Annotated in this window: 18 protein-coding genes; 15 read left to right on the top strand and 3 right to left on the bottom strand. The window is 52.1% G+C overall.

What is annotated here, in order from left to right; all coding sequences use genetic code 11:
- The first annotated feature begins 59 nt into the window (after positions 1-59).
- Both BSPA111_RS11035 and BSPA111_RS11030 read left to right on the top strand, forming a co-directional pair.
- Positions 60-1,010 carry a carbamate kinase family protein gene (locus BSPA111_RS11035; RefSeq protein WP_183271202.1) on the top strand — a complete coding sequence of 317 codons (951 nt, stop codon included), beginning with the start codon at positions 60-62 and terminating at the stop codon, positions 1,008-1,010.
- 15 nt (positions 1,011-1,025) lie between these two features.
- Positions 1,026-2,414 (top strand): amidohydrolase family protein, encoded by a 1,389-nt coding sequence (locus BSPA111_RS11030; RefSeq protein ID WP_183271201.1) that lies wholly within the window; start codon positions 1,026-1,028, stop codon positions 2,412-2,414.
- 47 nt (positions 2,415-2,461) lie between these two features.
- Here BSPA111_RS11030 and BSPA111_RS11025 read toward each other — a convergent pair whose 3' ends face one another.
- The gene (locus tag BSPA111_RS11025; RefSeq protein ID WP_183271200.1) at positions 2,462-3,922 is read right to left on the bottom strand and encodes a TrkH family potassium uptake protein; all 1,461 of its coding nucleotides are present in this window, start codon (positions 3,920-3,922) and stop codon (positions 2,462-2,464) included.
- A gap of 163 nt (positions 3,923-4,085) precedes the next feature.
- Entirely contained in the window at positions 4,086-4,364 is a 279-nt protein-coding gene (yahO, locus tag BSPA111_RS11020) for a DUF1471 family periplasmic protein YahO (protein ID WP_183271199.1), read from the bottom strand.
- 929 nt (positions 4,365-5,293) lie between these two features.
- Between yahO and BSPA111_RS11015 the strand changes: the two genes are divergently transcribed.
- The 6 genes from BSPA111_RS11015 to BSPA111_RS10990 all read left to right on the top strand — a co-directional run bounded on the left by BSPA111_RS11015 (position 5,294) and on the right by BSPA111_RS10990 (position 11,222).
- Complete coding sequence (locus tag BSPA111_RS11015) at positions 5,294-6,409, top strand: AI-2E family transporter (protein WP_183271441.1); 1,116 nt, start codon at positions 5,294-5,296, stop codon at positions 6,407-6,409.
- Complete coding sequence (locus tag BSPA111_RS11010; protein ID WP_255459261.1) at positions 6,375-7,922, top strand: efflux transporter outer membrane subunit; 1,548 nt, start codon at positions 6,375-6,377, stop codon at positions 7,920-7,922. Before BSPA111_RS11015 ends, BSPA111_RS11010 begins: the two co-directional genes overlap by 35 nt.
- Positions 7,919-9,013, top strand: a complete 1,095-nt coding sequence (locus BSPA111_RS11005) for an HlyD family secretion protein (protein ID WP_183271198.1) — start codon at positions 7,919-7,921, stop codon at positions 9,011-9,013. The genes BSPA111_RS11010 and BSPA111_RS11005 overlap by 4 nt, the downstream gene beginning before the upstream one ends.
- A gap of 11 nt (positions 9,014-9,024) precedes the next feature.
- Entirely contained in the window at positions 9,025-10,047 is a 1,023-nt protein-coding gene (locus BSPA111_RS11000; RefSeq protein WP_183271197.1) for a DUF2955 domain-containing protein, read from the top strand.
- Position 10,048: 1 nt separating this feature from the next.
- Positions 10,049-10,474, top strand: coding sequence for an ion channel (locus BSPA111_RS10995; protein WP_183271196.1), 426 nt, complete (start codon positions 10,049-10,051; stop codon positions 10,472-10,474).
- Positions 10,475-10,757: 283 nt separating this feature from the next.
- A complete protein-coding gene (locus BSPA111_RS10990; protein ID WP_183271195.1) occupies positions 10,758-11,222 on the top strand; it encodes an SgcJ/EcaC family oxidoreductase in 465 nt (154 codons plus the stop codon).
- A gap of 76 nt (positions 11,223-11,298) precedes the next feature.
- Here the strand turns inward: BSPA111_RS10990 and BSPA111_RS10985 are convergent, their stop codons facing one another.
- Entirely contained in the window at positions 11,299-12,474 is a 1,176-nt protein-coding gene (locus BSPA111_RS10985) for an ROK family transcriptional regulator (RefSeq protein WP_183271194.1), read from the bottom strand.
- 487 nt (positions 12,475-12,961) lie between these two features.
- Here BSPA111_RS10985 and BSPA111_RS10980 point away from each other — a divergent pair, with 487 nt between their 5' ends.
- The 7 genes from BSPA111_RS10980 to cadB all read left to right on the top strand — a co-directional run bounded on the left by BSPA111_RS10980 (position 12,962) and on the right by cadB (position 21,485).
- Positions 12,962-14,212: an extracellular solute-binding protein gene (locus tag BSPA111_RS10980; protein WP_183271193.1), complete on the top strand. Its 1,251-nt coding sequence runs from the start codon at positions 12,962-12,964 to the stop codon at positions 14,210-14,212.
- 57 nt (positions 14,213-14,269) lie between these two features.
- Complete coding sequence (locus BSPA111_RS10975; protein ID WP_183271192.1) at positions 14,270-15,172, top strand: carbohydrate ABC transporter permease; 903 nt, start codon at positions 14,270-14,272, stop codon at positions 15,170-15,172.
- Positions 15,169-16,008 (top strand): carbohydrate ABC transporter permease, encoded by an 840-nt coding sequence (locus BSPA111_RS10970; protein WP_183271191.1) that lies wholly within the window; start codon positions 15,169-15,171, stop codon positions 16,006-16,008. Before BSPA111_RS10975 ends, BSPA111_RS10970 begins: the two co-directional genes overlap by 4 nt.
- Before the next feature lie 28 nt (positions 16,009-16,036).
- Positions 16,037-16,987, top strand: coding sequence for a carbohydrate kinase family protein (locus BSPA111_RS10965; protein ID WP_183271190.1), 951 nt, complete (start codon positions 16,037-16,039; stop codon positions 16,985-16,987).
- Complete coding sequence (locus tag BSPA111_RS10960) at positions 16,988-18,076, top strand: ABC transporter ATP-binding protein (protein WP_183271189.1); 1,089 nt, start codon at positions 16,988-16,990, stop codon at positions 18,074-18,076.
- Between the two features lie 176 nt (positions 18,077-18,252).
- A complete protein-coding gene (gene cadC / locus BSPA111_RS10955) occupies positions 18,253-19,782 on the top strand; it encodes a lysine decarboxylation/transport transcriptional activator CadC (protein ID WP_183271188.1) in 1,530 nt (509 codons plus the stop codon).
- A gap of 365 nt (positions 19,783-20,147) precedes the next feature.
- A complete protein-coding gene (gene cadB, locus BSPA111_RS10950; RefSeq protein ID WP_183271187.1) occupies positions 20,148-21,485 on the top strand; it encodes a cadaverine/lysine antiporter in 1,338 nt (445 codons plus the stop codon).
- Positions 21,486-21,493 lie beyond the last annotated feature (8 nt).

Here is a 21,493-nt window from a genome sequence, read left to right as displayed (position 1 = left end):
TCCCCCTCTCCTGGGGGAGAGGGCCGGGGTGAGGGCGACCAACCCTACAAGGAAAACACATGAAACAACTCGTAGTCGTCGCCATCGGTGGCAATAGCATCATCAAAGACAACGCCAGCCAGTCGGTTGAACATCAACAAGTGGCAGTAAAAGAAGTCGCTCAGACGGTGCTGGAAATGCTCTCATCGGATTACGACATCGTGCTGACACACGGCAATGGCCCGCAAGTAGGGCTGGATTTGCGTCGTGCGGAAATCGCCCATGAAAAAGAAGGGCTGCCACTCACACCGCTGGCAAACTGCGTGGCGGATACCCAGGGTGGCATCGGTTATTTGATTCAACAAGCGCTCAATAATCGCCTGGGGAAACAGGGCGATAAAAAAGCGGTCACCGTGATTACGCAAGTGGAAGTGGACCCCAACGATCCGAACTTTGCCCATCCCACTAAACCGATAGGCGCGTTCTTTAGCGAACAGCAGTGTGAAGCGCTGAAAGCCGTGCACCCTGACTGGCAGTTTGTCGAAGACTCCGGGCGCGGGTATCGCCGGGTGGTGGCCTCACCGGAACCTCAACGCATTGTTGAAGCCGATGCCATTGGGGCGCTTATCAAACAAGGTTTTGTGGTGATTGGCGCAGGCGGCGGAGGCATTCCCGTGATTCGCACCGTGGAGGGCGACTACCAGAGCGTGGATGCGGTTATCGATAAAGATCTCTCGACCGCGCTGCTGGCCCGCGAAGTGAAGGCGGACATTTTGGTTATCACCACCGGCGTTGAGAAAGTGTGTATTCACTTTGGCAAGCCAGAACAGCGAGCCCTCGACGAAGTGACGGTCGAGCAAATGGCAGAATTTAGTGCGCAGGGGCATTTCCCGCCGGGAAGCATGCTGCCGAAAATCACTGCCAGCCTTGCGTTCCTGCGTAATGGCGGCAAGCGCGTCATTATCACTACACCGGAAAAATTACCCGCCGCACTGCGTGGCGAAACCGGGACTCATATTGTTAATGCTTAATAGCGGGAGAAATCGATGAATAATGCAGAAAAAAGCCGTCGCGAGTTTTTAAGCGGTGGGACAAAAGTGGCTGCGGCCTGCGCACTTTTTGGTGCCACCGGTTCAATGGCGTATGCTGCAAAACCCGCAGCCACCGTTTGTGAGACCGATAACCGCATGAGTGCCATTAAAGAATCGCATTATTACCTCGACAACGTTCTGCTGGAAGCAGGGTTTGTGCGCGACGGGCAGAATGTCGTGGGAACGGAAACCGAACTGAAAACGCTCGAAATTAAAGACGGCGTTATTGCGGCATTGCTCGCAAATAAACAGCATCCAGACGCCACGCTGCCGCACTATGACGTGTCGGGCAAACTGCTGCTCCCCGCGATGCGTGACATGCACATCCATCTGGATAAAACATTTTACGGTGGGCCGTGGCGTGTGCATTCGCGTCCGGCAGGCACCACCATCCTGGATATGATTGCCCTTGAGCAAAAACTGTTGCCGGAACTGCAACCGGTTACCCAGGAACGCGCAGAAAAACTGATTGATTTGATTCAGTCGAAAGGCTCGACCATTGCCCGCAGCCATTGCAACGTTGAGCCGGTTTCCGGGCTGAAAAATCTGGAAAACCTGCAAGCCGTGTTAGAACGCCGCAAAGCCGGTTTTAGCTGTGAAATTGTGGCGTTCCCACAACATGGTTTGCTGCATTCAAACTCGGTGGCGTTGATGCGTGACGCGATGCAAGCGGGCGCGCACTACGTCGGCGGGCTTGACCCGACTAACGTCGACGGCGCGATGGAAAAATCGTTAGATACGATGTTCCAGATTGCTATCGACTACAAAAAAGGCGTGGATATTCACCTGCATGAAACCAGCCCTGCGGGCATCGCGGCGGTGAATTATATGGTTGAAACCGTTGAGAAAACCCCGGAGCTGAAAGGCAAGCTGACCATCAGCCACGCTTTTGCGCTGGCAATGATGAACGAAAAAGAAGTGGACGCTATTGCCACGCGTATGGCCGCGCAACAAATCACCATCGCATCCACTGTGCCGATTGGCACCATGCATATGCCACTCAAGCAGTTGCAAGAAAAAGGCGTGTTTGTGATGACAGGCACCGACAGCGTTATCGACCACTGGTCGCCGTATGGTTTGGGCGACATGTTGGAGAAAGCTAACCTGTATGCGCAGCTCTATATGCGTGTGAGTGAAGAGAATCTTTCCCGATCGCTGGCGATTGCCACCGGTAATGTGCTGCCGCTTAACGACAAGGGCGAACGCGTGTGGCCAAAAGCGCAAGATGAAGCGAGCTTTGTGCTGGTAGACGCATCGTGTTCTGCCGAAGCTGTCGCGCGTATCTCACCACGTACTGCCACTTTCCATAAAGGCAATTTGGTTTGGGGTGAACTTAGCGTGTAAAGGGAAGCATCCTGCCCGGTAAAAAGGGCAGGATTTTCGTCAGGCAGTTAACTGCGCCAGAACGTTCTTGATAACAGAATCAACACCGGATAAATCTCCAGTCGCCCCAATAGCATGGCGGCGCACATCAAGTATTTTGCGCTATCGCTCAGAGTGCCAAATCCTGCGGCCGTTTCTCCAAATCCCAGCCCCATATTGTTGATACATGCCGCGACGGTGGCGAAAGAGGTTAAGAGGTCATATCCCTGCAGGTTGAGCATCCAGATAAAAAAGCAGGTGCAAACGACATAGAGGAAGAAGAAGCTCCACACCGAGCGCAATACCCGGTCGTTAACCGGCGAGTTGCCAACACGAATACTCATAATGGCGCGCGGATGCGCCAGTTGATGCACTTCATGGCGGCTTTGCTTAAATAACACCAGGAAACGGAGCGCTTTAATACCCCCGCAGGTTGACCCCACGCAGCCGCCAAAAAAACTGGCCGATAACAGCAAAACGATGGTGTGTACCGGCCAGGAGGCGTAATCAGCCGTCGCCAGGCCATTGTCGGTGATCATCGAACTGGTGAGGAAAAAGGCATGCACAAACGACGCGGGCAGGGAGTACATTCCTGCGCGCCAGACTTCGAGGGTGATAATCAGAATGACTATGCTTGCGACCAACAGGAAGAATCGCAGTTCTGCACTCTTGAGAAACGGTTTAAAACTGCGGCGTGACAGAGCCACAAAATAGAGCGTGAAGTTGATCGCCGAGAGTAACGAAAACCCTCCAGCCACCAGTTCAATCGCGTAGCTGTCGTAAAAGCCAATGCTCTCTGTACGGGTCGAAAACCCACCAAGTGAAACGGTAGAAAGGCCGTGGCAAATCGAATCAAAGAAAGGCATGCCCGCCAGCCAGAACGCAAACGTACAGGCGGCACCCAGTAGCAAGTAAGTCAGCCACAGGCTTTTCGCGGTATCGGCAAGGCGTGGGGTGAGGCGCTCTTCTTTAAATGGCCCCGGCATTTCAGATTGATACAGTTTCATCCCCCCAATGCCAAGCAGAGGGAGCACCGCGACGGCGAGCACGATAACGCCTAACCCGCCAACAAAATTCAGCTGTGCGCGGTAATAGAGAATCGACTTTGGCAGGCCTGATACGTCGTTAAAAACCGAGGCTCCGGTGGTCGTAATGCCCGAAACGCCTTCAAATATGGCATCGGCAAGTGACACATTGTAGCTGTCGTCAAGCCAGAGCGGCATCGCACTGATAAGCGAAAAGAGCAGCCAAAACAAAACGATGATGATAAATCCATCGCGCGTTTCAAGCTGAATGTTTGTGCGCCCGGTAACCGCCCAGCCTATCCCGCCAAGGGAAAAGGTGATGATAAACGTATAAAAAAAACCAAACAGGCTGCGATCTTTCTCAATTAATGCCAGCACCATGGGGGGGATCATGGTCAGGCTGTAGAGCACCACTAAAAAAGCGCAGAGGTGAATCACGATTCTAAAACGGGTTGATATATACATCAGATAAACCCAGATACCTGCGTTATTCAGGTATTTCAATCAAGTACGGATGGCAAAGTATAGGGTACTTGGGTGGGGAAAGTGGTCTGTTATGGCAGGATTCGGGAAAATAGACTAATGGGCAACGCATAAGTTGCCCATTTTCAGTTAATCAGTTCGGCGCTTACTTCTTGTTGTACACATCGGCTGTGCCGTGAATTTTATTCTCGGTATCAGCAGACGTCACAACGTAAAACTTGCCACCCAACTCATCAGCTTTTTTGGATAGCTCAGCTTTGGCATCACTAGGTGCCGTTTCACCGCTGGTGGTGATAGTGCCGATTTTCACATACTCATCTTTATGGCTGTTATACGCTTCCTTCGTCAGCAACTCAGCTGAGATGGCGCCAAAAGACACCGCGCCCAAAGCAAATGTTGCAATAATGACTTGCGCTATTTTCATGACAAACCTCATTTTATTGGTTGTGGAAAATACAATGCGATCCCTACGCTATTGACTATGGTCCAGTTTTTGAGTTTTGCCAGTTTTTTATTGTTTAAAAATAAACAAATAGACATTTCTCAATGCCGTTTAAGTCGTTAAGCGTCGATAAGCTAGTTTCTAATGACTTTGTGAGCGGGACGCTAACCAGTCAAAGGAAAACTGTTGTAGGGTGGATTTGCGTGAGGGGCATCCCTCATCAAGAATAAATCAGTTTGACAGTTTTTATTGTCATTGCCGGGCGTAAAGCCCGAGTAATAAATTAATTTTATTCCAGATAATTAATGTTTATTTAAAAATAAGAAACACATTGTGTTTTTTTACACTTCAGTGGTGATTTTTAATTACCGTGCTAACGGAATAACGTAAGTGTTTCTATCGTTTGGCTTTGTATGAGTTGACCAATTTTCTACTCCCGTAGAGCGAAGTCATCAGGGGTTGTAAAGCATATAACGCAGGCGTGTGCTGGGCTGTAAATGCTATCTCTCTCATTATTTAGTGGTATTTTTTCCGGTTCGAAAGCATTACAACTGCTTACATAACACATGCTAATAAAAAATGGCTGTTTGTAGATTTTAATTCTGATTAATTACCTTTAGTGCAGTTATAAATACTATGTAAAAACAAAATCACGATTATATTGAATGGTTTTTTGTGTTTGTTTTTAGGTATTAAACTATTCACTCCTTCCGTACTACCCATTCTTTGCAAGTGTGCCTGTTTGTTCTATCATGGAAATAGTGGAATGAATTCAATGAGTATTGAGTTCATTCCTATCACTGAAATAATCGCTCGCCTATTTTAATGCAATACCAGCTATCCGCTGGCCTGCCTTTATTGTGCCAGGTCAGGATAACTACGTGGTCACTATTAATTGGAATAACCTCATCATGGAAAATAACGAACTATCCACCGTCGTCGAGAAAAGACTGGTTGCCAGATTTCTGGATATGTTCATCAAGCTTGTTCTTATCCTGGGACTAGGGTCTTTCTGTTTTACCGTCCTTTCACCTTTCATGAATATGTTGCTGTGGGCGCTTATTTTGGCGGTCACTTTGTATCCTTTGCATCAGCGTTTTGCATCTCGAATGGGTGGCAAACAAGGTTTGGCTGCCACGGTACTGGTGCTGCTCGGCATCGTATTAATCGTGTTGCCAACTATCGCCATGCTCTCTTCACTGGGTGATAGCGTAAGCCACCTTGTGGAAAGGGTCAGCAGCGATAGCCTGGTTATCCCGGCACCTTCTGCTCACATTGCCTCGATTCCGGTAGTGGGTGGGAAAGTGTACGTTTTGTGGCTCAAGGCTTCGACTGATTTACCAGGTCTTATCAGCAGCTATCGTCCACAGCTGGGGGACATCGCTAAACAGGTCGTTGGTGTGCTGGCGAGTATGGGCGGTGGATTGCTCGGTTTTGTCTTCTCCTTCATCGTGGCCGGGATCATGATGGCCTGGGGAGCGGCTGGTGCACTGAGCGCCGATCGCATCGCCATACGCATCACCGATACACAAAGAGGCCTGGCGTTGACCAAACTGTGTACCGGCACCATTCGTGCCGTTGCGATGGGGGTTATCGGGGTCGCCTTCATTCAGGCACTGTTGGCGGGTATTGTCATGGCCGTAGCGGGCATTCCTGCTGTGGGCATCTTCTTTGTTCTGGCGCTGATTTTGGGTATCGCTCAGGTGCCGGTTATCCTGGTCACGGCTCCGGCTATTGCCATTATGTGGATGACGGGCGATCACGGAATGGTGATGAATATCGTCTTTACCGTGCTGCTGCTGATTGCGGGTATGGCCGATAACGTGCTTAAACCTTTGCTGCTGGGACGCGGTGTAGATGCGCCGATGCCTGTGGTGCTGTTAGGCGCTCTGGGCGGTATGGCAGCCAGCGGTATTCTGGGTATGTTCGTCGGGGCGACGTTGCTTTCCATCGGTTATCGTATCTTCATGGCCTGGGTCAACCAGGGTCCAGATGGCCTGGCGGCGAGCGGAAAAGATGCTCAATGACAGCTTTTTTGGGCGCTTCCTGTTTACAGGGGGCGCCTGCCTGGTGTTGTCCGCATGTACTGTTCTGGGGCCTGATTATAAGGCCCCAAAAGTTCCGGAAATGACCCAGTGGCAGCCATCAACCCAGGGTATCTCTTCCCGGACATCCTCGCAAAACTACGATCAGTGGTGGATTCAACTCAACGATCCAACGCTGACGGCGCTTATCAATGAAGCTTTACGCAAAAACCCTGACGTGAAGATTGCGGGGCTGCGTCTGTTGGAATCACGCGCCCAACTGGGGATTGCTGAAAGCTTACTTGGCCCGCAGGCAACCATCGGAAGTGGTGAGGTGATTACTGGCGGCCAGCACCGTGACAACCGTTACATTTCAAGCACCAACTATGGCGCAGGCTTCAATCTGGGCTGGGAAATTGATTTTTGGGGCAAATTCCAGCGCGGTGTTGAATCGGCCGATGCGAGTTACTTCGCAACGCTTGCTCAGTACGATGATATTCAAGTGCTGATGGCTGCACAGGTGGCGCAGATTTATGTGAGTATCCGCACGCTAGAAGCGCGCCTGGACATTACGCGCAGCAACGCCAAAATTCAGCGGCGAAGCCTCGAGATTACCGAGAAATTGTTCCTGAGCGGCAACAGTGCCGAACTGGATGTGCAACAAGCGAAAACCCAATACTTGTCGACGCTCTCCAGTATCCCTCAGCTTGAAACCAGTCTTCGCCAGAGTCAAAACGCGTTGAGCGTGCTGCTGGCACGAAAACCAGGGCCGCTGCCAGAAATGGCGACGAATACAGGCGAGCTTCCGCAAGGCAATTTGTCGTTGGTGTCAGAGCTGCCCGCCGACTTGTTACGTCGTCGACCTGATGTGCGCGTCGCCGAACGCCAGCTGGCTGCTCAGTCGGCACTTATTGGTGTCGCAGAAGCCGAACTCTATCCTTCAATTTCGCTTATCGGCAGCGTCGGGATCAGCGGACGCAATGGCGGCAGCAACTCGTTATCCTGGGCTGCAGGGCCGACCTTCAGTTGGAATCTGCTCGATCAAGGGCGGCTCGGTAATCAGGTGCTGGTACAAGACGCTCGATTCCTGCAACTGCATGAACGCTATCGGGATGCCGTGTTCCAGGCCGCGCGTGAAGTCGACGATGCGGCCACCGCTTACGCCAATGGCAAAGATGAAATCGAGTTGCTGACCCAAACTGGGGAGGCGGCTAACCGTTCTCTGGATATTGCCAATACGCAATATCGCGAGGGGATGGCTGACTTCCAGCGCGTACTGGATTCGCAAAGAGCGTTGTTCAATCAACAAGAACGTCTGGTGAACAGCCGGGGCGCACTGATGCGCGATCTGATTACGCTCTACAAAGCACTGGGTGGTGGCTGGGAGAAAGGGCGTCAGCGTCCGTTGGTAGACAAAGAAACCGATGCCCATTTACGTGAGCGGGATGACTGGATCCCGTTGCTTGATGCTCCTCTGCCAGCAGCAACCGATCTTAAAGAAGGTAAACAGCAATGACCGAACCCTCATCCCCGGCGGGAAAAGCCAGTCGTCGCGGCGTATTAACGCTCCTCGCCGTGATCGTTTTACTGCTCTGCTGGTATTTAGCGGCCGACAGGCTCACGCCCTATACCTCACAGGCCAGAATTCAGGCATTTGTGATCCCAATATCCGCAGAAGTCTCAGGCCAGATCCAGAAAGTGTATGTGAAGGACAATCAACGGGTGGAACCTGGCGATCGGCTGTTCGAACTTGATCCGGAGCCTTACGACATCGCACTGTCAAAAGCGCGCTCGGATTATGAAACGGTTCTGAGCTCGGTCAAGGCAAACTCTGAAACGATTGTTGCCGCCAAAGCCGGTTTGCAGGCGGCGACAGCCGCTTATCAGAATGCGGCCAAAGATGCTGAACGCCAGGAGCGTCTGTATCGGGAAGACCCCGGTACGATTTCAGTTCGTCGTCTTGAAGTCGCGCAAGCCACACGTGAAACCGCGCGTAGCTCGATGGCCGCCGCAGCGGCTGATGTACGCCGTGCCACTGAAGCGGCAGGCCTTGCGGGTGAAAACAACTCCCAGCTTCTGAGTGCGCGTTCAGCGGTACATAAAGCCGAGTTGGACAGGAAAAATACCGTCGTCGTTGCCACCAATCGTGGCCTGGTGACGGATTTGCGCACTGATATTGGTCAGTTCCTCGGGGCTGGCGCACCGGTGATGACGCTGGTGGCGATTAACGATGTCTGGATTAGCGCAGACATGACCGAGAACAACATTGGCAACGTGAAGCCTGGTGCTGAAGTGGCCATTCTGCTCGACAGCATGCCCGGCCATATCTTCACAGGGCAGGTGCGCAGTATCGGTTATGGCATCAGTGCCTCCCAAAGCCAGCCAGCGGGCGTGCTGCCAACGGTCGACAATAACCGCGATTGGTTGCGTCAGGCACAGCGTTTCCCGGTGAAGATTGCGTTTTCAAAAGATGACTTCCCCCCAGCCGAAGGTTTACGGGTGGGCGGGCAAGCCGATGTGCTGGTGTACGCGAACGGCAGTGGCCTGATGAGCTTTTTAGGTAGCATCTACATCCGGTTGATGAGCCTGTTCTCGTATATCTACTAAGGTGCTGCACCATGCATAACGGAGATCGCGCGGTACTGAGGATAGGCTTCGGAACAGCCATTGCGGCGTTGGTCTGTTTTGGACTTGCGCTACCGATGCCCCATCTGGGGTGCATCATGGCCTGGATTGTGCTGTGTCAGGGCAAACCGTTACCGATCAAAAAAGGGATCGTGGTTGGCATCGTGCTGATGGCGACCATGATTGGCGGGGTGTTGATGGTGCCCTTACTGACGCATTATCCGCTGCCTGCACTACTGTTCACCGGCTTGCTGCTTTATCTGCTGATGTTGATGGGGCTGGCGGGAAAAGGCACTCAGGCGATGCTGCTGATAACGGCTGTCACCATTATTCCGATTGCGGGTCTTATTGAACAGTCACTCGCTATTGGGATCGCTCAGATGATGGGCCTCGGCATTATTATCGGCACGGTGGTTAACCGATTTGCGCTGGCGCTCTTTCCTCCGCATCCCACACCGGCTGCGGCGACGAAAGTGTCGCTTCCACCTGACTCTCCACATCAACTGGCCTTACGCGCGGTACTGATTGTGTTGCCGGTCTGGCTTCTGGCCTTGAGCAACCCCGCTTTCTATATCCCGGCGGTGATGAAGACCGTGATGCTGGCGCAGCAAACCAACACGCTGGCTGCAAAGCAGGTGGGGCGAGAGCTGGTATTTTCGACGCTGATGGGGGCGGTGCTGGCGGTGGTGATGTGGTTCGGGCTGAGTATCTGGCCGTCGCTACTGATGCTGGTGCTGTGGCTGGCACTGGTCAGTTTGTGGGTTGCCCGACGCATGGTGCGGCTAGTGGCGAACCGGTTCACACCTTCTTTCTGGAGTAATGCCTGGGTCACTTGTCTCATCTTGTTTGGCCCGGCGATTCAGGATAGCGCTGCGGGTAAAGACGTCTGGTTGGCATCCGCCATGCGTTGCTCTTTATATGTTGCGGTTGCCCTCTATGGTTGGGCATGTGTTGTGATTATTGAACGCTGGCACCCGAGTGGCCAGCCCGCGGTGGAAGCCACCCCAGGAGAGTAATATGTTGCTGGTTTTACTGACGGGGATGCCGGTCATCCTGCTAAATATGCTGTTGCAGTCGTGGGTGTCTATCGGCTGTATTCGTTTTTACATCAAACGCTTTCACCAACGAGAAGGGATGTTCGCGGGGGTATTGGCGCTGTTTGGTATCATCATTATCGTTCTGATGGGGAACTTGCTACAGATTTTGCTTTGGGGAATGTTGTTCCTGTGGCTGGGGGAATTCTCCACGCTGAAAGAAGCCGTTTACCACTCAGGCGTTAACTTCGCCACGCTGGGTTATGGGGATATCGTCATGAGTCCTCAGTGGAAACTGCTGGGCCCGCTGGAAGCGGTGAATGGCGCGCTGATGATTGGTCTGTCTGGTGCCAGTATGCTGGCGGTGTTGCAGCATCATATCCGCAAGCAAATCGGGCAGTTTAAGTAACTCAATGGGCGAAGCTTGTTATTGAAGCCTCGATGAAGAAACCCTCTTCGTCGAGGCTTCAAATAAAATGATGAGCTACAATAAAGAAGATATGAGTTCGCTGTTCGCGTGGCGGTTTTTCTAGATTTCATAATTATTTCATCGTATTAAATATTTTTTTCCCTTCTTGGTTTCTCCAATTATCACATTAAGTGCATGCAGCTAATTATATTTAATTTGCTTTTTTCATTAACGTTTTTAATGACATACCTATTTTAGGTAAATTCATAGTGGAAAGATTAAAATGAATAAACTCATTGGTTTTGCCGTTTCGCTCACGCTACTTTCCGGTTCTGTCTTTGCTGCACCTGCATCCACACCTGCGCCCGAATGTGTGAAGGTCGATAAAGCTCAAATAGAAGGTTTGTTTGATAAGTGGAACGAGTCTCTGAAAACCGGGAATGCGAAGACGGTTTCTGAGAACTACCTCAGCGATGCGGTTTTGCTGCCAACTGTCTCTAACCAGGCGCGTTTAACTGACGCGGAACGCATTGATTATTTTGAGCACTTCCTCGCGAAGAAACCGACCGGGAAAATAGACACCCGTACCATTCGCCTGGGCTGTAATAAGGCTATAGATACCGGCACCTACACGTTTACTTTCGCCGATAAGTCTACTGTTTCAGCGCGTTATACCTTCACCTACGCGTGGGATGGCAAAGAGTGGAAAATCTCTACGCACCATTCTTCGGCTATGCCAGAGGGTTGATAGACAGAAACGGTGCAGGGGGCGGGCGGACTGCCACTGCTCCCCGCATATTTATATATCCTGCTATTCCGCGCCGCTATTTCAGCAGGACTTCATATTGCGGGTTAAATTCATCGAATATCGGTAAAGCGGCGGCACCTAATGCGGGCGTATCGCTGCCGGACATGCCAATGCGAATTCTGGCCGCTTTCGGATACCGGCTGCGCACGGAATTATACAGCGGTGTCAGGCGGTTAATCAGCTTTTCAACCAGCGGTTGCGGCATCATCCCCCCGATAATCACGCACTGCGCATCGAACACACACTCCATAATATTAATCGCCTGGCATGCGGGTTCGACGGCGGTATCCAGCCAACTCTCGATTTGCGTTTCATCGACATTCAATAAATCTTCAGGCATGGCCGTCATCGGGTCGAGATCACAGGCTTCGTACGCCGCCTGTAACGACACATAGCGTTCCAGGCAGCCTTTATTTCCGCAATAGCAGTCACGGCCGCCCGGTTGCACCACCATATGGCCGATTTCGCCCGCATTGTGTGCATGCCCGGTGTAAATCCGCCCATCGGTAAAGATCCCCGCCCCCAGGCCCGTGCCGATATACAGATAAACGAATGAGGATAATTGCCTGGCGACACCGTGAAAACGTTCGCCAATGGCGGCGACCGTGGCGTCATTTTCCAGCGTCACCGGCCACCCGGTTAACGCACTTAAACGCGCTTCGATATCGACATTATCCCAGCCGTGGAGCGTGGTTGGCCCTTGCGAGGAGATACCTTCAACCCCAAAGGGGCCGGGCATGACGACACCGATGCCTAATATTTTTCGCCAGTCGATTTTCACCTGTTGGCGCATTTCTTGCTGTATGTGATCGATAAGGGCAAGCGTGGGTTCTGGCTGAGGTTTCTGCACATGGACAAGTTTGCGAAAGCGGACCTGCCCGGTGAGATCGACCAGCACAACCAGCAGCGATTGGTGATCAAGATGGATGCCGATGGAATAGGCGCTATCAGGATTGAGTGTCAGTGGCGTTGCGGGTTGGCCACGCCCGCCCTCACGACGCGGCAGGTGTGAGGACAAAATGCCTGACTGTTCGAGTTCGGTCGCGATGTTGGACACCGTTTGGGGCGTGAGTGACGTGAGTCGGGCGATTTCAGCGCGGGTGAGTTCCCCGTTGAGGCGGATAGCTTCAATGACGACCCGACGATTGTGGGCGCGGGCGTGTTCAAGATTGGTGCCAGAAGTGGTTATCATGGCCATGTATCCAGTGGCGAAACCATGTCAGTAATATAGCAATCAAATTGATTTTATATACCCTAAATACTTCGAGCTGCAGGGGTGTTGGCTGCACTCACAAACCCCAGTCACTTACTTAAGTAAGCTCCCGGGGATTTGCTCCCTGGCCGCGTTACTCGGCCTGTGGCCTCGCCCCTTCGGGGCCAGCGCAAGCGCTGTTCAAAAACGCACTGGCGTTTTAGTCCTGCAACTCGAATTATTTAGGGTAGAAATACAATGAATTGAATTTGACGGTGGCATCACAGCTTTGAATGTTATTGCCATGTTAATGATGTTCGCCAGTTACTATTCATTATGAAGCTTTTCGGTTTTGCTTTTACCACTCCAGTAGCAATACATCATTCGGCAGGGACGCAGGGCTGGCTTCAAGGCCGGGCCATTTTTTTTAGTCAATTAAAGCAATCAAATTGATTTAATCAACTTAACCCTGTTTCGGAGAATGACGATGAGCCTACGATTTACCCCTGCGGCCACCTTGTGCGCCCTCTCTGTACTCACGATGGGATACACCGCCAGCGCGCTTGCTGAAACTACGCTCAGTGCGCTGTTTATGACTCAGGCCGCATACAGCGAAGCGGATATCCGCGCGATGACCGCCGACTTCACCAAACAGCATCCGGATATCAAAGTGAATCTGGAGTTTGTCCCATACGAAGCCCTGCACGACAAAATTGTCGCGGCGCGAGGGGCGGGGGACAAAGGTTATGACGTGGTGCTTTTTGACGCCATTTGGCCTGCGGAATTTAACAAGTTTGGCCTGTTGCAGGACGTGACGACCCGTATCCCTGCTGACGTGAGCAGCAAAATTTTTGACGGTGCGATCTCCACCGTGACCTACAAAGACAAACGTTGGGGGATGCCGTGGATCCTCGATACCAAATATCTGTATTACAACAAAGCGATGCTGGCAAAAGCGGGGATCACCACGCCACCCGCCACCTGGGCTGATGTTGAGAAGCAGTCAGCGATCCTGAAAGAAAAAGGCATTGTGAAATACCCGCTGGTCTGGAGTTGGTCGCAGTCTGAAGCGTTGTTGTGCGACTACACGACGCTGGTGTCGGCGTTTAAAGGTGAGTTCTATCAAGACGGTAAGCTGAACTTCACCAATGCGGGTTCAATGAAAGCTATCGATTACATGAAACAGACGCTGGATAAAGGGCTGACCAACCCGAACTCCCGCGAATATCTGGAAGAGGACGTGCGCAAGTCCTTCTCCAACGGTGATGCGGCTTTCGCGCTGAACTGGACGTACATGTACAACATGGCGAACGACCCGAAACAGAGCAAAGTCGCGGGTGATGTTGGCGTGATCCCAGCCCCGAGTGAAACCGCAGGCGGTGCGTCTGGTGTGAACGGTTCGATGGGCCTGGGCATCGCTAAAGCCAGCGCGCACCCGGATCAGGCGTGGGAATACATCAGCTACATGACCTCACAGCCGGTTCAGGATAAATACGCCAAACTGAGCCTGCCCATCTGGAAATCGTCCTATGACGATCCGGCCGTACAGAAAGGTCAGGAGCCGCTGATTGCCGCTGCGAAAACCTCGTTGAACGTGATGCTCTCTCGCCCGGTGACGGCGGATTACTCCCGTTTGTCGAATATATTGCAGCAAAACATCCAGGCCGTTTTGCAGGGGAAAACCCCGGCGAAAGAGGGGATGGCCACAGCCACAGCCGCCGCCGATCGTTTGCGCTAGGTTTTTTAAAAGCCAACACGCCCGTCATGGGTGAACGATGACGGGCAGGGAATTTATATGCTGACTTTACGCCAACGAGAGAAACGTCAAGCCTGGCTGCTACTCGCACCCATGCTGATCATGATGTTTTTGCTGACCGCCTGGCCGCTCGTGCGCACGCTGTGGCTCAGTTTTACCGATGCGGGTTTGATTGGCGATGGCACAGCACCAGGCTGGGTGGGGAGCGAAAACTTTCTCTATGCGCTGACGGACCCCGACTTTCGCGAGGCACTCTGGCGAACGCTGTACTTCACCGCGGTTTCGGTGATTTTCGAAGGCATTATTGGCGTGCTGACGGCGCTGTTGCTCAACCAGCAGTTTTGGGGACGTAGCGTGCTGCGAGTGCTGGTTATTTTACCCTGGGCGCTGCCGACTATCGTCAATGCCACCATGTGGCGGCTGAATTTCAACCCGGATTACGGCAGCATCAATGCCTTGTTAACTCAGTCAGGGGTGATTGATAACTATCGCAGTTGGCTTGGCGACCCGTCGTCCGCCATTAATGCGGTGATGTTCGCTGATATCTGGAAGAACTATCCGCTGGTCACACTGCTGGTCCTGGCCGCGTTACAGACCATCCCGGACGATTTATATGAGGCTGCACGCCTGGACGGGGCATCGGCCTTCCGTCGTTTTCGCAAAATCACCTTCCCGGCGATTGCCGCCCCGCTGGCTGTTGCGCTGATTTTACGCACTATCGACGCGTTTAAAGTTTTCGACATCATCTACGTGATGACCCGTGGTGGGCCGCTGGACAGTACCAAAACGGTGAGTTTCTTTGTCTACCAGGAATCTTTCAGCTATCTGCGCGCCGGAAGCGGGGCCGCTTACGCGATACTCATGACGCTGATTTGTGCCGTACTGATTCTGATTTATATGGTGATGTTGTTACGCCAGCGTCGTTCGGGGGGCATCGAATGAAACAGAGAATCCGGCTTATTCTGCGCTATGTTGCCGCAGCACTTCTTGCCGTGTCTATTCTGGCGCCGTTGTTCTGGATGTTTCTGATGAGCGTCAGTTCAGCGGAGGATTTGACCCGCGTTCCGCTGGAGTGGCTGCCGCGCCAGTGGGATTTCAGTCGCTATGCCAGTCTGTTGACCCTGGAAGCGGGGCAACCGGGGGCTTTGTTCCTGCATGCCCTTGGCAACAGCTTGCTGGTGGCCTGCGGTGCCACGCTGATTTCGTTGCTGCTGGCTATACCTGCGGCGTACAGTTTTTCACGCTATCCTGGGCGCGATATCTGGCTGTTTGGTGGACTTGCGATTTACATGGTGCCTCCGGTGGCGTTCGTGCTGCCGCTGTACTTTATTCTGGAAAAGCTGGCGCTGCTCAACACGCACATTGGGCTGATTCTGGTGTATTGCTCGATGATCATTCCGTTCCTGACCTGGATGCTGAAAAACCAGTTTGATGCTCTGCCCATTGATATTGAGCAGGCTGCGCGTCTTGACGGGTTGCGCTACTGGCAGGTTTTACTGAGGATAACTTTGCCGTTGGCAAAACCCGCACTCGGCGCTTCGGCCATGTTCGGCTGGTTGCTGGCCTGGGATGAGTTTTTCTACGCGCTGCTATTTACTAACAATATTAACGCCCAGACATTACCGGTCACGATTGCGGGTTTCACCGCCGGGCGTGCCACCGATGACGGCCTGATTGCCGCCGTCGGTATTCTTGCGGCTATTCCGCCGCTGTTTATTGCTCTTTGGCTGCAAAAAACGCTGGTGAGCGGGCTCACCGCCGGCGGCAGTAAAGGATGAATGCCAGCATCATGGGAAATGCAAAATAATGAAGAAACCAGAAACCCGCGCCACCCTGTACGTGGTGGGCAATATTAATGTGGATTTAATCATGAGTACGCTGCGTGAATGGCCGAAAAAAGGCACCGAAGCGATGCTTGAAAGCAGTTCTCTGCGCCCGGGGGGGTCCGCTGGAAATTGCGCACTGGCGCTGGCGGCACTGGACTCGCCTTACCGTTTAGTCGCCAATCAAGGTAACGATCAGTTCACCTTTTGGCTGGCGAGCCTGTTTCCTGAAAGTGCACCACACTGGCCAACCTATGAGTGCGAAACGTCGCTGACGTTTGGCGTGACGCATCCCGACCACGAGCGCACCTTTTTCAGTAACCAGGGACACATTGTCCGTCTTTCTATGCAGGATGTTCTGGCGCAGATCCCTGAAACCGCACAGCCTGGCGACTGGGTGTTACTGTGCGGAACCTGGCTGTGTACTGCGCTGTATGCCGAATACCCACAATTGTTGGCAGCACTAAAAGATCGCGGATATTTCGTTGCCGTCGACAGCGGCTGGCCACCGCAGGACTGGAGCAATGCCCTGCGTGAGCAAACCGCAACATGGCTGCCGTTTTGTGATGCACTGCTGCTCAATGAAGTCGAAACCCTGGGACTGGCTGATACTTCTCAGCTTGATGAGGCCGCGCGCCGCTTGCTGGCAAAAATGTCAAATAATGCATTTTGCGTTGTGAAGTGTGGGCCGGATGGGGCGCGTTTATGGGCGGCGAATCTTGCACTGCATCAGCCTGGGCAGCCGGTTGAGGTGGTCGACACCATTGGTGCCGGGGACAGCTTCAATGCCGGTTTTTTATCCGCGTTGATCTATGGGCTACCCCTCGCCACGGCGCTGAAATGGGGTGTGCGCGTGGCGGGGTGTGCGATCAGCAGTTCCCCGCGCCGTTATCCTGACTGGCAATCACTTTTTGGCCTCGTGGAGAAGACCTGAATGGCTCTGGTTGAACTGGTAAATGTCGCCAAGAATTACGGCAAAGTGCAGGTGCTAAAACCCCTGAATCTCACCATTCCGGACGGCAGCTTCACCGTGCTGGTCGGCCCGTCAGGGTGTGGAAAATCGACGTTGCTGCGCTTGCTGGCCGGGCTGGAGTCACTGACCGACGGTGATATTTTGCTCGATAAGCAGCAAATCAATGATTTCGACCCTGCCGACCGTGATATCGCGATGGTGTTTCAAAGTTATGCGCTCTATCCGCACCTGACGGTTGCCGAGAATATGGCCTTCCACATGCAGGTGAAGAAAGTGCCCAAAGCCGAACAAGAGGCGAAAGTGCAGCAGGCGGCGACCGTGCTGGGCATTGGCAATCTGCTAAAACGCTTGCCGAAAGATTTATCCGGCGGCCAGCGCCAGCGTGTGGCGATGGGGCGTGCGCTGGTGCGTAACCCAAAAGTCTTTCTGTTCGATGAGCCGCTGTCAAACCTTGATGCGCAACTGCGCATGGAACTGCGGGCGGAAATTAAATCGCTGCATCAGCAGTTTCGTACCACCACGGTGTACGTGACGCACGATCAGATCGAGGCGATGACGCTTGCCGATAACATCGTGGTGATGAAAGACGGTTTTATCGTGCAGCAGGGCGACCCATTGTCGATTTACGACAGGCCGGCGAACACTTTTGTGGCCCGGTTTATCGGTTCGCCGCCAATGAATTTGCTTAAAGGCGTATTCCAGAATATCGACGGAAAACCGGGCGTGGCCTGCAATCAGTTGTGGTTCCGGCTTCCGGAGAAATGGGCGCGCAAGGCAAACAGCCATGAAGGCGAACCCGTGACGCTTGGACTGCGTCCGCACGATTTGAAACCCGTCGCGCAAAGTGAGTTGCCTGCAGCAACGTTGCGCTTACTGGAAGTCACCGGTGAGAGCAGTTTGCTGCACATCGACTGGAGCGGTTTCCCACTGCATGTTCAGTTCGCGGGGCGTATTCGTGCCAGTCGCGACCAGACTTTGTATCTGGAAGCCAACAGTGAAGCGGTTCATCTGTTTGATGCGCAGACGGGAGAGCGGCTCGCGGAAGGGTGAAATGCTCTAAGAATTTTAGCGGTTGTTAATGCGGCGTTTTTTATCATTTTTAGATATAAAAAACGTTTATTTTTAATAAACATAGTGATATGTAATGCGTTAAGGTGATGACCCCTATCAAAAATAGGGGGTGGAATTGTGTTATCATCCGGCCTTTTCTCGTTGGGCCCTTTTTTATGCAACAACCTGTAGTTCGTGTGGGGGAGTGGCTGGTAACACCTTCTGATAATCAAATCAGCCGGAAGGGACGTCAGCTTACTCTTGAACCGCGTTTAATCGATCTTCTGGTTTTCTTTGCCCGCCACCCTGATGAGGTGCTCAGCAGGGATGAGCTTATCGATAACGTCTGGACGCGAAACGTGGTCACTAGCCACGTCGTCACGCAGAGTATTTCCGAGCTACGCAAGTCATTGAAAGATGGCGGAGACTGTAGCCTGGAATACATCGCGACGGTGCCGAAGCGAGGTTATAAGCTGACGGTGCCGGTTGTCTGGTGTACGGAAGAGGGTGAAGTACCCGCGCCTGTTATTGCGCAATCGGCGTCTGCCGCGGTTGCGGATCTTTCGGACCCCGCGTCTGCCGCAGAAATACCGCAAGGCTTGCCGCCATCCGCGAAACCGCAGAAGCCTAAGCGTGCCTCGGCATTTTGGGTCTGGCTGCTGTTTCTGCTGGCGTTAGGAACGTGTGTCGCGCTGGTTGCGCTGTCGACGATAGACTCGCCAAAACCGCGCAATAAAGCCCGTTTGCTTTTGAATCCGCGAGATATTGATATCCATCTGGTCAAGGGCGGTACTTGTACCAACTGGGCATCGCAGGAGGCCTGGGCGGTCGGGCTGGGTAGCCTGATGACGACCTCGCTGAACACGTTCTCCACCTTTATGGTGCATGATAAAACCAACTACAACACCAATGAGCCAAGCAGCTCAGGTAAAACGCTGACCATTGAGTTCGTTAACCAGCGGCACTATCGCGCACAGCAGTGCTTTATGTCCGTGCAACTGGTGGATAACGCCGACGGTTCCACGATGATGGACAAGCGTTATTTCATCACCAGCGACAACCAATTGACGATCCAAAGCGACCTGATGAGTAGCCTGTCGGTAGCCCTGAAACAGCCGTGGCCAGAACGCATGCAGGCCATGCTCAAGCTTTATCAGCCGTCAGATAGCTCGGCAATAACGCATTTTTACCAGGCGCATCAGCTATTAATGAATGGTGATGTGGATTCATTATATAAAGCCAGCCAGGTGCTTGATGATGTGATTAAAGACTCTCCTGACTTTTCATACGCTTTTGCGGAGAAAATGTTGGTGGATGTATTACGCCATTCGCAACAAACGCTGGATAAAGAACAACTCAATACGCTGTATGCCGAAATAAAACAGCTAGGGGAGATGCCGGGAATTAAAGATCTGGCGGTTTATTATCAAATTAAAACGGTCTATCTGTTAGGTCAGGGGAAAATCGATGAGGCATACAGTGCCATTAATACCAGCATCGAGATGGAAATGTCGTGGATGAATTACGTGCTGCTAGGTAAAGTCTACGAGATGAAAGGCCAGAACCGTGAAGCGGCAGATGCTTATCTGACGGCTTTCAATTTACGTCCGGGTGATAATACCTTTTACTGGATTCAAAACGCTGTATTCCAGACCTCCGTTACCAACGTTGTTCCTTATCTCGACAACTTCCTCGCTTCAGAATAAGTAAACCCTCATCATGTTCAGGATATTGGGCATGATGAGGTTAAACTTATGTTTCTCATGAGCAACCCAATTGTTATCTATGTTTATCTTATTATGGCAATAACATAACACAATCTTAACTCGGTAAGTGTGTTGTAAGTTACTGTAAATAAACGTTGTTTATGTTTTTTTGATATCAGCATGTCATCCTTATATGTTAATTGAAAAAGCTCAACTTATCATTTGTCTGATGTTTGGTGATATTTCACTTTATCTTTAGGACTTATTTTTTCTGAATCAGTAACCTTATCGGCAGTGGGTCGGGCCAATACATGTTTCACCAGGATTGCCTGTACCGCCCAAATAAACTTAGGAGATAAGCAAACATGGGTTCTGCCAAGAAGATCGGGCTATTTGCATGTACCGGCGTTGTCGCCGGTAATATGATGGGGAGCGGTATCGCATTATTACCTGCTAACCTCGCAGGTATTGGTGGTATTGCTATTTGGGGTTGGGTTATTTCAATTATTGGTGCGATGTCTCTGGCTTATGTATATGCCCGACTGGCAACCAAGAATCCACAACAAGGTGGCCCAATTGCCTATGCCGGGGAAATATCTCCAGCATTCGGCTTCCAGACCGGCGTGCTTTATTATCACGCAAACTGGATTGGTAACCTGGCAATCGGTATTACCGCTGTTTCTTATCTCTCTACTTTCTTCCCGGTTCTGAATGACCCAATTCCTGCCGGTCTGGCGTGTATTGCTATCGTATGGATATTTACCTTTGTAAATATGCTCGGCGGTACCTGGGTCAGTCGTCTGACAACCATTGGTCTGGTACTGGTATTAATTCCGGTGCTGATTACCGCGATTGTGGGTTGGCACTGGTTTGACGCGGCAACCTATCAGGCAAACTGGAACACCTCCAATACCACTGACAGCCATGCGGTGATTAAAAGTATCCTGCTTTGCTTGTGGGCCTTCGTGGGTGTTGAATCCGCAGCCGTGAGTACCGGTATGGTGAAAAATCCAAAACGTACCGTTCCGCTGGCAACCATGCTGGGAACGGCGATGGCGGGTATCGTTTACATTGCTGCAACTCAAGTTATTGCCGGTATGTATCCTGCGGCTCAGATGGCGGCATCAGGTGCTCCGTTCGCTATCAGTGCGTCAACTATCCTTGGCGGCTGGGCAGCTCCGATGGTTTCCGCATTCACTGCCTTTGCATGTCTGACTTCTCTGGGTTCCTGGATGATGCTGGTAGGCCAGGCGGGTGTCCGTGCTGCAAGCGACGGTAACTTCCCGAAAATTTACGGCGAAGTGGATAACAACGGTATTCCGAAGAAAGGTCTGCTGCTGGCTGCGGTGAAAATGACGGCGCTGATGGTACTGATCACGCTGATGAACTCCAGCGGCGGTAAAGCTTCTGACCTGTTCGGTGAACTGACCGGTATCGCGGTACTGCTGACCATGCTGCCTTACTTCTACTCTTGCGTTGACCTGATTCGCTTCGAAGGTTTCAACATTCGCAACTTCGTGAGCCTGATTTGTTCTGTACTGGGTTGCGCGTTCTGCTTCATCGCCCTGATGGGTGCAAGTTCCTTCGAACTGGCCGGGACCTTTATCGTCAGCCTGATCATCCTGATGTTCTACGGTCGCAAAATGCACCAGCGTCAACACGCTAATGACGCCACCGACAGCTCAACCGCTGACGCGCATTAATCACTAAC

It is taken from the genome of Buttiauxella sp. A111, from assembly GCF_014189855.1.
In the GTDB taxonomy this organism is placed as follows: domain Bacteria; phylum Pseudomonadota; class Gammaproteobacteria; order Enterobacterales; family Enterobacteriaceae; genus Buttiauxella; species Buttiauxella selenatireducens.
Note: the sequence above shows the minus strand (reverse complement) of the source record. Positions and strands in the feature narration are given on the sequence as shown.

Excerpts from the sequence above, each read along its gene's own strand:
- yahO (WP_183271199.1), bottom strand. The coding sequence starts at position 4,364 with ATGAAAATAGCGCAAGTCATTATTGCAACATTTGCTTTGGGCGCGGTG.
- cadC (WP_183271188.1), top strand. The coding sequence starts at position 18,253 with ATGCAACAACCTGTAGTTCGTGTGGGGGAGTGGCTGGTAACACCTTCT.
- BSPA111_RS10995 (WP_183271196.1), top strand. The coding sequence starts at position 10,049 with ATGTTGCTGGTTTTACTGACGGGGATGCCGGTCATCCTGCTAAATATG.
- BSPA111_RS11000 (WP_183271197.1), top strand. The coding sequence starts at position 9,025 with ATGCATAACGGAGATCGCGCGGTACTGAGGATAGGCTTCGGAACAGCC.
- BSPA111_RS11025 (WP_183271200.1), bottom strand. The coding sequence starts at position 3,922 with ATGTATATATCAACCCGTTTTAGAATCGTGATTCACCTCTGCGCTTTT.
- BSPA111_RS11030 (WP_183271201.1), top strand. The coding sequence starts at position 1,026 with ATGAATAATGCAGAAAAAAGCCGTCGCGAGTTTTTAAGCGGTGGGACA.
- BSPA111_RS11035 (WP_183271202.1), top strand. The coding sequence starts at position 60 with ATGAAACAACTCGTAGTCGTCGCCATCGGTGGCAATAGCATCATCAAA.
- BSPA111_RS11005 (WP_183271198.1), top strand. The coding sequence starts at position 7,919 with ATGACCGAACCCTCATCCCCGGCGGGAAAAGCCAGTCGTCGCGGCGTA.
- BSPA111_RS10985 (WP_183271194.1), bottom strand. The coding sequence starts at position 12,474 with ATGATAACCACTTCTGGCACCAATCTTGAACACGCCCGCGCCCACAAT.
- BSPA111_RS10970 (WP_183271191.1), top strand. The coding sequence starts at position 15,169 with ATGAAACAGAGAATCCGGCTTATTCTGCGCTATGTTGCCGCAGCACTT.
- cadB (WP_183271187.1), top strand. The coding sequence starts at position 20,148 with ATGGGTTCTGCCAAGAAGATCGGGCTATTTGCATGTACCGGCGTTGTC.
- BSPA111_RS10965 (WP_183271190.1), top strand. The coding sequence starts at position 16,037 with ATGAAGAAACCAGAAACCCGCGCCACCCTGTACGTGGTGGGCAATATT.
- BSPA111_RS11015 (WP_183271441.1), top strand. The coding sequence starts at position 5,294 with ATGGAAAATAACGAACTATCCACCGTCGTCGAGAAAAGACTGGTTGCC.
- BSPA111_RS10960 (WP_183271189.1), top strand. The coding sequence starts at position 16,988 with ATGGCTCTGGTTGAACTGGTAAATGTCGCCAAGAATTACGGCAAAGTG.
- BSPA111_RS11010 (WP_255459261.1), top strand. The coding sequence starts at position 6,375 with ATGGCCTGGCGGCGAGCGGAAAAGATGCTCAATGACAGCTTTTTTGGG.
- BSPA111_RS10975 (WP_183271192.1), top strand. The coding sequence starts at position 14,270 with ATGCTGACTTTACGCCAACGAGAGAAACGTCAAGCCTGGCTGCTACTC.
- BSPA111_RS10990 (WP_183271195.1), top strand. The coding sequence starts at position 10,758 with ATGAATAAACTCATTGGTTTTGCCGTTTCGCTCACGCTACTTTCCGGT.
- BSPA111_RS10980 (WP_183271193.1), top strand. The coding sequence starts at position 12,962 with ATGAGCCTACGATTTACCCCTGCGGCCACCTTGTGCGCCCTCTCTGTA.